General features: G+C 66.2%; 12 protein-coding genes. 7 read left to right on the forward strand and 5 right to left on the reverse strand.

The genetic code is table 11. The features are described 5' to 3' along the window. Window positions 1-142: 142 nt before the first annotated feature. Both MUK72_RS08870 and MUK72_RS08875 read left to right on the forward strand, forming a co-directional pair. Entirely contained in the window at window positions 143-913 is a 771-nt protein-coding gene (locus MUK72_RS08870; protein ID WP_244699108.1) for an SDR family NAD(P)-dependent oxidoreductase, read from the forward strand. Then, window positions 910-1,917: a TIGR04024 family LLM class F420-dependent oxidoreductase gene (locus tag MUK72_RS08875; protein WP_244699111.1), complete on the forward strand. Its 1,008-nt coding sequence runs from the start codon at window positions 910-912 to the stop codon at window positions 1,915-1,917. Before MUK72_RS08870 ends, MUK72_RS08875 begins: the two co-directional genes overlap by 4 nt. Window positions 1,918-1,946: 29 nt before the next feature. On the opposite strand, the gene MUK72_RS08880 is transcribed toward MUK72_RS08875, so the two are convergent. Beyond that, window positions 1,947-2,984, reverse strand: a complete 1,038-nt coding sequence (locus tag MUK72_RS08880; RefSeq protein ID WP_244699115.1) for a DNA-methyltransferase — start codon at window positions 2,982-2,984, stop codon at window positions 1,947-1,949. A gap of 60 nt (window positions 2,985-3,044) precedes the next feature. Then, complete coding sequence (msrA, locus tag MUK72_RS08885) at window positions 3,045-3,587, reverse strand: peptide-methionine (S)-S-oxide reductase MsrA (protein WP_244699118.1); 543 nt, start codon at window positions 3,585-3,587, stop codon at window positions 3,045-3,047. 80 nt (window positions 3,588-3,667) lie between these two features. Here msrA and MUK72_RS08890 point away from each other — a divergent pair, with 80 nt between their 5' ends. Together MUK72_RS08890 and MUK72_RS08895 are read left to right on the forward strand one after the other, a co-directional pair. Continuing rightward, window positions 3,668-5,356, forward strand: coding sequence for a thiamine pyrophosphate-binding protein (locus MUK72_RS08890; protein ID WP_343750060.1), 1,689 nt, complete (start codon window positions 3,668-3,670; stop codon window positions 5,354-5,356). Window positions 5,357-5,399: 43 nt separating this feature from the next. Next, window positions 5,400-6,269, forward strand: coding sequence for a DUF7537 family lipoprotein (locus MUK72_RS08895; RefSeq protein WP_244699131.1), 870 nt, complete (start codon window positions 5,400-5,402; stop codon window positions 6,267-6,269). Between the two features lie 3 nt (window positions 6,270-6,272). Here the strand turns inward: MUK72_RS08895 and MUK72_RS08900 are convergent, their stop codons facing one another. Continuing rightward, window positions 6,273-7,682 carry an FAD-binding oxidoreductase gene (locus MUK72_RS08900; protein ID WP_244699133.1) on the reverse strand — a complete coding sequence of 470 codons (1,410 nt, stop codon included), beginning with the start codon at window positions 7,680-7,682 and terminating at the stop codon, window positions 6,273-6,275. 276 nt (window positions 7,683-7,958) lie between these two features. Between MUK72_RS08900 and MUK72_RS08905 the strand changes: the two genes are divergently transcribed. The 3 genes from MUK72_RS08905 to MUK72_RS08915 are packed head-to-tail and all read left to right on the forward strand — an operon-like array spanning window position 7,959 to window position 11,362. Then, window positions 7,959-9,035 (forward strand): mechanosensitive ion channel family protein, encoded by a 1,077-nt coding sequence (locus MUK72_RS08905; protein ID WP_244699135.1) that lies wholly within the window; start codon window positions 7,959-7,961, stop codon window positions 9,033-9,035. Window positions 9,036-9,082: 47 nt separating this feature from the next. Beyond that, the gene (locus tag MUK72_RS08910) at window positions 9,083-10,348 is read left to right on the forward strand and encodes an AI-2E family transporter (RefSeq protein WP_244699137.1); all 1,266 of its coding nucleotides are present in this window, start codon (window positions 9,083-9,085) and stop codon (window positions 10,346-10,348) included. A gap of 45 nt (window positions 10,349-10,393) precedes the next feature. Then, window positions 10,394-11,362 carry a quinone oxidoreductase family protein gene (locus MUK72_RS08915; protein ID WP_244699139.1) on the forward strand — a complete coding sequence of 323 codons (969 nt, stop codon included), beginning with the start codon at window positions 10,394-10,396 and terminating at the stop codon, window positions 11,360-11,362. Here the strand turns inward: MUK72_RS08915 and MUK72_RS08920 are convergent. Further along, complete coding sequence (locus MUK72_RS08920) at window positions 11,359-12,051, reverse strand: 6-hydroxymethylpterin diphosphokinase MptE-like protein (RefSeq protein WP_244699144.1); 693 nt, start codon at window positions 12,049-12,051, stop codon at window positions 11,359-11,361. The two genes, MUK72_RS08915 and MUK72_RS08920, sit on opposite strands and share 4 nt — an antisense overlap. Continuing rightward, window positions 12,048-12,866 carry a dihydropteroate synthase gene (gene folP, locus MUK72_RS08925; protein ID WP_244699146.1) on the reverse strand — a complete coding sequence of 273 codons (819 nt, stop codon included), beginning with the start codon at window positions 12,864-12,866 and terminating at the stop codon, window positions 12,048-12,050. The genes MUK72_RS08920 and folP overlap by 4 nt, the downstream gene beginning before the upstream one ends. Window positions 12,867-12,895: the final 29 nt, after the last annotated feature.

Here is a 12,895-nt window from a genome sequence, read left to right on the forward strand (position 1 = left end):
CCGCGACAACTCATGCTATATCGAACAACTCTACGGAGAACCCATGGCTATATTGTGCAACACGGCCCGTCCGGGTCAGGATTTATTAGCACCCGCTCGGTAACACCGTTGTGATGACAACAACAGTACGGTGGTGGCTACGATGACCACGAAACAGTTCAGCGTCGGCGGCGACACGGCGCTCGTGACGGGCGCGTCGAGCGGTATCGGGCGCGCGATCGCCGAGCGCTTCGCGGCGGACGGGGCTGATGTCGTGATCTGCTCGCGCGAGCAGGAGAACGTCGATCCCGTGGCCGAGGGGATCGAGGAGGCGGGCGGATCGGCGCTCGCCGTCGAGTGTGACGTGCGCGATCGCGAGTCGGTCGAGGCGCTCGTCGAGGCCACCGTCGCGGAGTTCGGCGGGCTCGACACGCTCGTCAACAACGCGGGCGCGAGCTTCATGGCGAACTTCGAGGGGATCTCCGAGAACGGCTGGAAGACGATCGTTGACATCAACCTCCACGGGACCTACCACTGCACGCAGGCCGCCGGTGAGGTGATGCGCGAGGGTGACGGAGGGACGATCGTCAACTTCGCGAGCGTCGCCGGCCAGGAGGGCGCACCCTTCATGAGCCACTACGCCGCCGCCAAGGCGGGCGTGGCAAATCTCACCTCGACGCTTGCCTACGAGTGGGCCGACGACGGGGTGCGGGTGAACTGCATCGCGCCGGGGTTCGTCGCCACGCCGGGCGTGGCGAGCCAGATGGGCGTCACCGCCGACGAGATCGACCGAGAGGAGGTAGATCGCAAGATCGGCACGAGCGAGGAGATCGCCGACGTCGCCCAGTTCCTCGCGAGCCCCGCCGCGTCGTATCTCACCGGCGAGACGATCACCGCACGGGGCGTGCCGGACATCATGGAATCGCCAGAATGAGCGACGACGCCGATCGCGACGTGTTCCTCCCGGTGGGCGCACAGCCGAGCATCGACGCGCTCTGCGAGCAGGCCGAACGCGCCGAGGAACTCGGCTACGATCGGGTCTGGCTGCCCGAGACGTGGGGTCGCGACGCAGTGACGGTGCTCACCTCGATCGCCCACCGGACCGACGAGATCGGCATCGGCACGTCGATCGTCCCCATCTACTCGCGCTCGCCCGCGCTGCTCGGCCAGACCGCTGCCACGCTCCAGGAAGTCTCGGACGGGCGCTTTCGGCTGGGCCTCGGCCCATCGGGGCCAATCGTCGTCGAGAGCTGGCACGGCGTCGACTACGGAAACCCGCTCCGCCGGACGCGTGAGACCGTCGAGATCGTCCAGCGGGTGTTCACGGGCGAAGAAATCGACTACGACGGCGACTACTTCGATCTCTCGGGCTTTCGGCTGCGCTGCGAGCCACCGGAGCCCGCGCCGGCGGTCGATGCGGCCGGGATGGGGCCGAAGAGCGTGGAACTCGCCGGGCGCTTCGCCGACGGCTGGCACGCGCTCATGCTCACCCGCGAGGGGATCCGCGAGCGCCTCGACGATCTCCGTCGCGGGGCGGCGCTCGCGGACCGTGACCCCGACGACGTGCGCGTGACGCTCTCGCTGACCTGTGCGGCGCTCGACGACGGCAAGCGCGCCCGCGAGTCCGTCCGCCAGCATCTCGCCTTCTACGTCGGCGGGATGGGGACGTTCTACCGCGACAGCCTCGCACGGATCGGCCACGAGGACACCGCCGAGGCGATCTACGAACACTGGCAGGCCGGCGATCGCGAGGCGGCGATGGCGGCCGTCGACGACGAACTCCTCGATTCGATCGCGGTCGCCGGCACGCCCCAAGAGGCGCGCGAACGTTTCGGACGGTTCGCCGCCATCGATGGCGTCGATCACGTTTCGGTGTCGTTCCCGCGCGACGCGACGCTCGACGAGATCGAGGCGACGACCGCAGCACTCGCTCCCTGATCGATCTCAGAGCGTCCTCCATGGAGCAGTCAGTCGGTGTCGATCGGCTCGTGGACGGCCCGGTAGCCGTCGTCGGTCGCGGTCAGGTCCTCGATCGCGTAGAGCCGCAACGAACGTTCCTGTTTCGTCGTGACGGGGAAATCGTAGTGGTCGGCCTCGTAGGCGAAGTCGTCGACACCGTGTCCGTCGACGAACGCGCGGTGATCGTCGAGGCGCGTTCTCGCGATGGCCCTGGAGAGCGCGGGAGCGTCGTCGACACGATCGTCGAACGATTCGGCGAACGACGGTTCGCGCTCGAAACCGATCGAGTCGCGCGCGGCGGCCATCGCGGCGAGGCTCGTCGTGCCCGTCCCCCAGAACGGATCGAGAACCGTCTCCCCGACGACGCTGTACATGTTGATGAGGCGATACGGGATCGTGAACGGGTAGGCTCCCGATCGATCCCGGCGGTCGTCGCCGTCGAGCGTTTGATGCTCGCCGGTGACGTCCGTCCAGAGGTCCGAAAACCAGCGATTTCGCTCCTCCCAGAAGTAGGCCGACTCGTAGCGTCGCTCCGCGTTCGGCTCGAACTGCCGCGTCCCGCCGTTGCGAAAGACCAGAATGTACTCGTGTTCGAGCGTGACGTAGGCGTTCGGCGGAACCATCCCGCTGCCCATGAATTTCGCGCCCGAGTTGGTCGGCTTCCGCCAGAGGATCTCGGGGAGGGGCTCGAACCCGCGCGCCTCGAAGGCATCGATGATTCGGGAGTGGTTTCCCCAGACGCGAAAGCTTCCGTCGATCTTCCGCGTCGCGTCGCCGACGTTGACGCAGGCGATGCCGCCGTCGACGAGCACGCGCGCGAGTTCGTCCCAGACCGCGGCGAGTTGGTCGTGCATCAGCTCGAACGCCCCGCGCCCGTCGCCGGTGTCGAGCCGATCGCCGATGTCGGGGTCGAGTTCGGCGAACAAGTCGTCCCACATCTCGATCATCGGATACGGCGGCGAGGTGACGACGAGTTCGACGCTGTCGTCGGCGACCCCGTCGAGCTGCCGTGAATCGCCGACGACGACGCGATGGCTGGTCTCCATTGGCGATAGCCACCACGCCGTCGGTGAAAACGTCCGCGGAGATCGATCGAATCTGACGACTCAGGCCGCGAGCTTCTCGGCGAACTTCTCCCGCACCTTCTCGATCTTCGGCTGTGCGTGGATGGAGCAGTAGGCGTCGTCGGGGTTTTTCTCGTAGTAGTTCTGGTGCTCCTCGCTGGCCTCGTAGAACGTGTCGAGCGGTTCGACCTCGGTGACGACGTCGTCATCGTAACCACCCTCCGCGTCGAGCGCGTCGACGTAGGCCGCGGCCTTCTCCTGCTGGTCGTCGCTGTGGGTGAAGATCGCCGAGCGGTACTGGCTGCCGACGTCGGGCCCCTGCCGGTTCAGCTGCGTCGGATCGTGGACGGTGAAGAACACGTCCAGAAGGTCCTCGTAGGCGATGCGCTCGGGGTCATATTCGATCTGGACGACCTCCGCGTGGCCGGTGGTGCCCGAACAGACCTCACGGTAGGTCGGGTTCTCGGTGTGACCGCCCGCGTAGCCCGAGGTCACGTCGAGCACGCCGTCGAACTCCTCGACGGGAGCCTCGATACACCAGAAACAGCCGCCGGCGAGCGTCGCGCGTTCGGTTTCGGTTGCCATGCACGCGATTGGGCGCGCTCGGGGGAAAACCCATCGGCCCGGACGGAGTGAGGTATTTCACCACGGGCCACGATGGATCGATGATGAGCGACTACACCGGCGCGCAACTGTTCGTCGACGCGCTCGCCGACTACGGCGTCACGCACGTCTTCGGCAATCCCGGAACCACCGAGCTCCCGGTCGTCCATGCCCTCGCCGACAGCGAGATCGAGTACGTGCTGGGGCTCCACGAGGACATCGCGGTCGGGATGGCCGGCGGCTACGCCCAGACGCGCCGGTATCATGCCCACCACGACGACTCGATCATCCCGCTCGGCGTGGCGAACCTCCATCTCGCGCCGGGGCTCGCCCACGGTCTCGGCAATCTCTACGCCGCAAAGGTCGCCGGTGCGCCGCTGCTGGTGACGGCCGGCAACCACAGTTCGGACTTCCGTCACGAAGAACCGATCCTCTCGGGCGATCTCCTCAGGATGACGCGCCAGTTCTGTAAGGACAGTCAGGAGATCCTCGATGTCGAGGCGATTCCGACGATGGTCCGCCGGGCGGTGCGGACGGCGCTCACGCCGCCGACGGGACCCGTCTTTCTGGGGCTCCCGTTGGACACGATGCTCGCCGAAACCGACGCCAGCCCCGAGCGACTCGGACCGATTCCCACGGCGGGGGACGGCGACGCGGCAAGCATCGAACGTGCGGCCGATCTCCTGGTCGAGGCCGATGCGCCGGTGCTGGTCGTCGGCGACCACGTGGCGCGGGCGGGCGCGGACGCGGTCGCGGCGGCCGTCGATCTGGCCGAGGCGAGCGGTGCGCGCGTCCACGGCGAGATCCTCCTCTCGGAGGTCGACTTCCCGATGGATCACGAGCAGTGGGTCTCGCCGATCCCGCCGGACGAGGATCTCGCGCGAACGCTACTGAGCGCCGACACCGTGGTTTTCGCCGGCTGTTCGACCAACACGACGCTGACGCGCCACGAGGGCGACCTCGTCGCCAGCGACACGACCTGTATCCATCTGAGTGACGCGATCCACGAGATCGGAAAGAACCAGCCCGCCGACGCAGCCGTCATCGGCGACCCCGGTGACGTGATGGACGAACTCGCGAACCGACTGCGCGAGCGCCTCGACGACGAACGGAAAGAGGAACGGCTCGATACGGTGCGCTCGGTGAAAGAGATGGTCGAGGGCCAGCTGGCCACGATGGGCGAGGGCGACGAGGACGACCCGCGCGCCTCGAAAGCCGAACTCGTCGATGCGCTCGAAGCGGCCGCTTCGGACGCCTACATCGTCGACGAAGGGATCACCGCGAAATACGCGATGCTGACGCGCTGGCCGCTTCAGCCCGAGCAGTACATCTCGAACAAGGGCGGCGGACTGGGCTACGGGCTTCCCGCATCGGTGGGTGCGGCGCTCGCCGAGAGTCAGCGTGAGAGTCCACGAGACGTCGTGGGGTTCGTCGGCGATGGCTCGTATCTCTACTACCCGCACTCGCTCTACACCGCCGCACGATACGACCTCGATCTCACAGTCGTCATTCCCGACAACAGGAACTACCGCATTCTGAAGGACAACACGCTCGACGTGATGGGTGGCGAGGAGGACGAGTACGACTGGCAGGGCATGGAGTTCGACCCACCAGTGGACATCCCGACGAACGTCGAGAGCCACGGTGCGCGTGGACAACTGATCGAGTCGCCGGGAGAGATCACATCTGCCGTCGGGGAGGCACTCGGCAGGGGCGGACCGGACGTGCTCGACGTGCTGGTTCACGACTGAATTCCACAGAAAGTATTTGCCGGGCGTCGTACCATCGTTAACAATGCGGAAGGCGATCCTCGCCGGACTGTTCGCGGCGGCGGTCGTCCTCGCCGGCTGCAACGGGATCGCGCTCGGCGGTGACGAAACCCCGGCACGGACGGTGACGCCCGCGGCCGTCCCGACCGACGAGCCCACGCCGACGCCCGTGCCACGGCTCGCGCCGGGCCTCACCGAGAGGGGTGTGACCGACGCGTTCGCGCTCGGTGAAGCCCACGCGTCTGTTCTCGGCAACGCCTCCTACACCCTGAACGGGAATTTCTCCGTCGAATACGCGAACGGGACCGCCTACAATCGGGGGACGACCGACGCCCGACTCGCGGCCAACAGCAATCGGTACTACGTCCGGCAAAACGCCTCCGGGCTGCTCTTCGGTGACGGCGCATTCGCCAGGGCGATCTGGTCGAACGGCGAGCGCGTTCTCGTGGCCGACACGGCGAACGACAGTACGTCGTACGAATCCCCGCGGAACGTCGAAGGCGAGTCGGTGCCACCCCGGGAGGCACTCTCGATCGATCCGACGAAGCGCCAACAGCTGTACGCCTATCTTGGCTCGGTCGAGACCCGCGTGACCGGGACCGAGACGCGAAACGGAACGACGATCCATCGCGTCGAGTCGACGAACGTGACGAACCCGGCCGCCTTCGAGGTCCAATGGACTGACCCACGGGACCTCTCGCTCGTCGCGTTCGTCGATTCGCGTGGGCTCGTCCACGAGTACCGACTCGACTACACGGCGTCGCTCGATGGCACTCCCGTCGAGATCCACCGACACGTGCGCTACACGAACCTCGGAAACACCACCGTCGAGCGCCCGCCGTGGTACGGCGAAGCCATCGCAAACGTCTCGACCGCTACGACGACTGGGGACTGAGGTTCACTCGATCCGCAGACGCTCGCCCTCGGCGGTTTCGGGAAAGATCTTGCCGGGGTTCAGCGTGTCCTTCGGATCGAGCGCGCGCTTGATCGCGCGCATCGTTTCCACACTTCCCTCGCCGTGTTCGGCGACCATGTATTCGCGCTTGCCCCGTCCGACGCCGTGCTCGCCGGTTGCGGTGCCACCGAGTTCGATGGTCCGCTGGACGACGGCATCGGAGATCTCGCGGCCGGCTGCGAGTTCGTCCTCGTCGTTCGGATCGACCAGCACGTTGTAGTGGACGTTGCCGTCGCCGGCGTGGCCGAACGTCGTCACGTCGAGGCCGTGCTCGTCGCCGCGCGCCTTCGCGTAGCGGACGATCTCGGGGAAGTGGCTGATCGGCACGGTGATGTCGCCGGGTTTGGCCGGGCGACGCGGCGGATCGTAGGCGATCATGGCGTTCGCGAGGTTTCGTCTGGCGTCCCACAGCTCGTCCATCTCGTCGCCGGCGGCCATCTCGAAGCGGTCGGCGTCGTGCTCTGCGAAAATTTCGCGGCAGGCCTCGATCTCGGCCTCGACGTGGTGGTTCGCGTGGAATTCCAGGAAGACGGTCGGAACGTTCGGGAGGTCGGTCCCGGAGTAGGCGTTGGCGATCTTCGTGCTCAGTGGGTCGATGAGCTCGATCGTTGCCACGTCGACGCCGGCCTGCATCGTTGCGGCGATCGCCGCGGCGGCCGCGTCGAGATCGTCGAACGTCGCCCGCCCGCCGCGGATCTGTTTCGGTCGGCGGGCGAGTTCGAACGTTACGCGCGTGACGACCGCGAGCGTCCCCTCGCTGCCGATCAGGAGATCGGTCAGGTTGTAGCCGCTCGAAGTCTTGACCGCCCGACCGCCGGTTTCGATCACCGTGCCGTCGGCCAGGACGGCTTCGAGGCCGAGCACCCAGTCGCTCACTTCGCCGTATTTGACCGTCTTCGCGCCGCTGGCGTCGTTCGCGACCATCCCGCCCACGGTCGAGATGTCGCCCGACTGCGGCAACGGGGGCAAGAACAGTTCCTCGTCGGCGACGGCCTCGTTCACCGCCGACCCGAGCACGCCGGGTTCGACGTCGATCTGGAAGTCCCCCGGCCGGATTTCGAGCACTCGATCCATCCGGGTGCAGTCCATGCTGATGCCCTCGAATGCCGGCAGTGCGTTCCCCTCCAGCCCCGTGCCCGCCGCGTAGGGCGTCACCGGCACCTCGCGTTCGTTGGCCGCGGCAAGCACCGCGCTTACTTCCTCTGTGGATTCGGGCCAACAGACCGCATCGGGTCGCACACGCTCGTCGTCGGGGGTTCCCCAGTCGCCCGCGTGGCCGTCGCGGTCGTCGTCGCCGAACGACACCTGCCCGTCCGCGAGGTGGTCGGTGAGGAACGAACAGTCGTACGCCATGTGTTGGCTTCACGGATGGCAGGGATAAAACTCCGCTCCGAGTGGGACGCACCGACGATTCCCAACCACGCCCGTCGTTTCGGCTGGCTGTCAGAGGAACGCGATCCGTAACACATAAATTATCCTATTATCTCATCTGTGTTCTGGCTGAAAAATCATGGTATATTTTATTACCTTTCAACATATATCGATAGTACGGTCGATCACGGATGCGGAACGCTCCCGTACGATCGGCCGCTACGAACCATGAACCATGCATACACGCTCGAAAGCACAGTGCTACAGCTACAGGTCCCACAGTTCCTCCAGGAGACTGTCGCGGGCATCATCGCGTTCCTGCCGGTGCTTCTCAGCGCCATCGTCGTCCTGCTCGTCGGCTGGATACTCGGTCGGCTCCTCGGTGCCGTCGTCACCCGCGTCGTCGAGGGAATCGGTCTCTCGAAGTATACACAGGGGACGCCGCTCGAACAGGACGATCGCGGCGACGGCGGTATCGCGGGCGCACTCGGAAAACTCGTCAAATACATCGTCTATTTCTACGCCGCACTCGCCGCATCGGACATCCTCGGGATCGCGATCCTCTCGCAGTTGCTCTCGGATATCGGTACGTTTCTGCCGGTCATCCTCTCGGCGGTCGTCGTTCTCGTCATCGGGTTCGTCGTTGGACGGATCGTTGGCGGCATCGTCACGGACGTCGTCGGCGGGTTCAACCTCGGGAGCTACTTCCACGACACGCCGCTCGAACGGGTCACGCGGTCGGCCGGCGGCATCGGCGGCATCGTCGGCACGCTCGTCGAATACTACATCTACTTCCTGACGCTTCTGACCGCGGCGGGTATCCTGCAGATCCCGGCGCTGTCGCGGCTGTTGAACGACTTCGCCGGGTTCGTTCCGGCGCTCATCGGCGGGGTGGCCGTCCTGATCGTCGGCGCACTCGCCGCGGAATTCGTCGAGGACGTCGTCGCTAGCACCGACGGGAGCCGGCTGACGGATCTCGTCGGTCTCGGGGTGAAGCTGTTCGTCTACTACCTCGCCATCACCATCGCGCTCGATACGATGGGGTTCGATTCGACCGTTCTCACGACGCTGTTCGCCTCCTTCGTGACGGCCTTCTTCGGCGCGCTTGCGGTCGCTCTCGCCCTCGCCATCGGTATCGGTCTCGGCTGGGGCAGCAAGGACTACGTCGCCGAGAACATCGACGACTGGCTGTCGAGCGCGCGCAGTAGTGCCGACGATCTCACTGACGAGGAGGGATCGACCGGAACTCGCGGTACCGACGACCGGGACACGTTCGACGACGACGACACGCGGGGTGGTTCCGGGCCGAGTGGCACGGGCGACCCCGACGTCTGAACCCGTTCGCACAACGACTTTTTACCCGTTCCGGCTCTGTTCGCGGCATGGCTAGCCTGCTCGGCGACTACGACCGCTCGCGGATCCCGGTCTGGCTCATGGCGGTCGTCTTCTCGCTCGCGCTCTCGTTCATCATCTGGCGGTATATCGGGACGTTCGTTCTCGGACTGTTCGTCTACTACATCACGCGCCCGATCCACCGCCGGCTCGCCGATCACATCCCGACGTCGAGCCTCGCGGCGGCGGTCTCGCTGACGACGGTCGCGCTGCCGGTGATCGTGCTCATCGGCTACACGCTCTACGTCGGGACGTTCCAGCTCGCCGACATCGCCGAGAGTGCGAACCTCCAACCCGTGCTCGACGCACTCGAACCGTACGTCGAGAACGCTGGCGTCGGCACCGAGCCACAGGCCGTCATCAGCTCGGCGATCGAGAACCCACAGCAGTTCCTGAGCGGCGGCGTGATCGACGCGATCACCGAGGCTGCGACGCCGCTGTTCGCGTATCTCGGCGCGTTCGGCAACGCGCTCATCCACCTGTTCGTCGTGCTCGCGCTCGCCTTCTACCTCCTGCGCGACGACCACAAGCTCGCGGCGTGGTTTCGCAGCCAGCTCGCCGGCGACGGGACGCCAATGTACGCCTACCTCGACGCGGTCGATCGCAATCTGAAGACGATCTACTTCGGTAACATCCTGAACGCCTTCTCGACGGCGATCCTCGCGGCGATCTCGTACAATCTGCTCAACGCCGTCAGCCCGGCCGGCGTCGCCGTGCCCTCGCCCACGCTCCTGGGACTGCTCACCGGCGTCGGCAGTCTCGTACCGGTCATCGGCATGAAGATCGTCTACGTCCCGGTCGCGCTGTTGCTCGGCGTCGAGGCCGTTCTCGTCAGTCCCACGCTGCTCTGGTTCCCGCTCGTCTTCGCGGGCGTCTCGCTGGTCATCGTCGATACGATCCCCGACCTCGTGCTCCGACCCTACGTCTCCGGCCGGGATCTCCACACCGGCTCGGTGATGATCGCCTACATCATCGGTCCACTGCTGTTCGGCTGGTACGGGCTCTTCCTCGGCCCACTACTACTCGTACTGTTCGTCCACTTCGCGCGCATCCTCCTACCGGAGCTCATCCGTGGCGAGCCGCTCACCGCGCGGGCGACGGCGGGCAACCCGCTCCACCCGTCCACCGATCTCCCCGTTTCCGAACCGGAACCGATCGATCCGACGGACGAGTCGGACGCCGAGACCGATGGCGCAGGGCCTACCGACGACGAGTCGTCACGATCGCTCGACGACGGGACTGGAAATAGGGAATAAACCACGCCCGGATGGTTTATCCGGGTAGACCCCTAACCATCGGTGATGAAGGCCGTAGAAATCACCGAATTCGGCGACAGTGACGTCATCGAGACGACCGAGCGCGAGGTCCCGGAGCCCGGCGACGGCGAGGTCCGTGTCGCCGTCGAGGCAGCGGGGATCAACTTCGCGGACATCATGCAGCGCCGTGGTCACTACGTCGGTGGTCCGGAGCCGCCGTACGTGCCGGGCATGGAAGCTGCCGGCACCATCGATGCGGTCGGCGACGGCGTCGACCGCGAGGTCGGCGAGCGCGTGGTCGCCATGACCGACGGGGGCTACGCCGAGTACACCACCGCCGACGCCGCCGGACTGTTCGACATCCCGGAATCGATGAGCTTTCCCGAAGCAGCGGGCTTTCCCGTCCAGTTCCTGACCGCCCACAACACGCTGTTCGAGTGGGGTGGGTTGGAAGAGGACGAGCGCGTGCTGATTCACGCCGCCGCGGGCGGCGTCGGGACCGCCGCGACACAGCTCGCGAGCGAGGCCGGCGCGGAGGTCTTCGGCACCGCGAGCACGCAGGAGAAGCTCGATCTCGCCGAACGCCTCGGGCTCAACCATCCGATCAACTACACCGAGACCGAGTTCGCCGAAGCAGTGAACGACGCTACCGACGGCGAGGGCGTCGATCTCGTTCTCGACGGGATCGGCGGCGACACCACGACTGACAGCCTCGACTGTCTCACCCACTTCGGCCGGATGGTGTCGTACGGTGCCGCGAGCGGCGAACCCGGCTATCCCGACACGAGCACGCTGCTGTTCAACAACTTCACCATCCAGGGCTACCATCTCGGCCAGTCGATGCAGCGCGCCCCCGAGCGCGTGCTCGATGCCGTCCCGCATCTGACCGAACTGCTCACGAACGGCGAACTCGAAGTGGTCGTCGGCGAGACGTTCCCGCTGGCCGAGGCCGCCGATGCTCACGAGTACATCGAGAACCGGAAGTCGAGCGGCAAGGTCGTTCTCGAACCCTAACTGACCGGTAGCACACTCGTGTCGATCCCGTCGCGCCGCCCGTCGAGGACGGAAAACCGCTCGTCGCGCCGGCGTTCGAGCCAGTAGAGCAGTCGTTCGGCCCACACGAGTTTCCGTTTCTTCATCGGAGCCACCGATTCGTCGTCGAAATCCCAGCCGACGAACTCCAAGCTACTCGCCCCGCAGTGATCGGCCAGGAAGGCCGCGCGATCCCCATCGGTGAACCCGCCGAGGTTCACCACCGGACCGGCTGGCGCGGCTTGGGTCGTAGCGAGCACGTGCTCGATATCGAGGGTCGGTACGATTTCTTCGACCAGCGGACCGTTGTCGCCGTGGGCGTGGACCGCGACCGGCGTGCCCGCTACCGTGAGCGCCCGTACCGTTTCCGGATTCTTGTCGAGATCCGTCACCATGCAGTCGACGGCGATGCCGGCTTCCTGGAGCCGATCGACGGCAGTCGAGGCGGCGAACACGCTGCTGTCCGCTGTGTCGACCCCATCGAGATCGGTTTCGAGCGATGGGCCAGCCCCGGCGATCACGACCGTCTCACCCGTCACGTCGAGTCGATCGAGAGCGAACGGGCCGACGAGATCGGCGAGGCGGTCCCGGACGCGCTCGTCGCTTGCGCGATCGAAGCCGAAATCGGCGAGAATCGCCTCGTAGACCGGTTCCCACGTGGCGAAGTTCATCGCAGCGCAGCTCTGTCGCCGAGTGCGTCACCGATGCGGGCCGCATCGCGGGTCTCGGGGACGTCGTGGGTGCGGATCACGTCCGCACCGCGCTCGACGGCCAGCGCCGTCGCGGCGAGGCTCGCGGGCAGTCGGTCGTCCGTCTCGCGATCGACGATCTCGCCGAGGAAGTTCTTCCGGTTGATCGAGACCAGCATCGGGCGGTCGATGGCTCCGAACGCCGCGAGCCGGCGGAACGTCTCGCGGTCGTCGTCGAGGGTTTTGTCCTCGCTCCAGCCGCCGAACGCGGGATCGATGATCGTCTTGCCGGTGAGGTTCTCGGTGAGCGCATCGTAGATGTCGTCGACGTCCGCGAGCGCGCCGGGTCGTTCGAGATCCGGCGGGCTGGCCATCTTCACGACCGCCGCGTCGCGCGCCTCGCAGACGCGGGGCAGTTCGGGATCGGCGAAGCCACAGACGTCGTTCACCATGTCGAAATTCGCGTCGAGTGCCGCCGCAGCGACCTCGTGATATCGAGTCTCGATCGAGAACACCGCTTCCCCCGTGACGCGATCGATCGTCTCGATGGCCGTGTCGAGTCGCTCGCGCTCCTCGGCGGCCGAGAGCACCTCGAAGCGCTTGTTCGCCGATTCGAGCCCCACGTCGATGATCTCCGCGCCCTCGTCGATGAGCTCGTCGACGTAGGCGGCGGCGTCGGCGGGGTCGGCGAACACGCTCGGCTCGTAGGGTGACTGGTCGCTGACGTTGAGCACACCCATGATCCGCGCTGGGTGTCCGTCGCCGATCGGGAGACCGGCGGCCTCGACGGTCTGCATGGTCGAACGTTGGCGAGCGTGGGCAAAAG

The sequence above is a fragment of the Halococcus dombrowskii genome (assembly GCF_022870485.1).
Lineage (GTDB): Archaea > Halobacteriota > Halobacteria > Halobacteriales > Halococcaceae > Halococcus > Halococcus morrhuae.

Excerpts from the sequence above, each read along its gene's own strand:
- MUK72_RS08910 (WP_244699137.1), top strand. The coding sequence starts at position 9,083 with ATGGCTAGCCTGCTCGGCGACTACGACCGCTCGCGGATCCCGGTCTGG.
- MUK72_RS08890 (WP_343750060.1), top strand. The coding sequence starts at position 3,668 with ATGATGAGCGACTACACCGGCGCGCAACTGTTCGTCGACGCGCTCGCC.
- MUK72_RS08920 (WP_244699144.1), bottom strand. The coding sequence starts at position 12,051 with ATGAACTTCGCCACGTGGGAACCGGTCTACGAGGCGATTCTCGCCGAT.
- folP (WP_244699146.1), bottom strand. The coding sequence starts at position 12,866 with ATGCAGACCGTCGAGGCCGCCGGTCTCCCGATCGGCGACGGACACCCA.
- MUK72_RS08915 (WP_244699139.1), top strand. The coding sequence starts at position 10,394 with ATGAAGGCCGTAGAAATCACCGAATTCGGCGACAGTGACGTCATCGAG.
- MUK72_RS08895 (WP_244699131.1), top strand. The coding sequence starts at position 5,400 with ATGCGGAAGGCGATCCTCGCCGGACTGTTCGCGGCGGCGGTCGTCCTC.
- MUK72_RS08900 (WP_244699133.1), bottom strand. The coding sequence starts at position 7,682 with ATGGCGTACGACTGTTCGTTCCTCACCGACCACCTCGCGGACGGGCAG.
- MUK72_RS08875 (WP_244699111.1), top strand. The coding sequence starts at position 910 with ATGAGCGACGACGCCGATCGCGACGTGTTCCTCCCGGTGGGCGCACAG.
- MUK72_RS08870 (WP_244699108.1), top strand. The coding sequence starts at position 143 with ATGACCACGAAACAGTTCAGCGTCGGCGGCGACACGGCGCTCGTGACG.
- msrA (WP_244699118.1), bottom strand. The coding sequence starts at position 3,587 with ATGGCAACCGAAACCGAACGCGCGACGCTCGCCGGCGGCTGTTTCTGG.
- MUK72_RS08880 (WP_244699115.1), bottom strand. The coding sequence starts at position 2,984 with ATGGAGACCAGCCATCGCGTCGTCGTCGGCGATTCACGGCAGCTCGAC.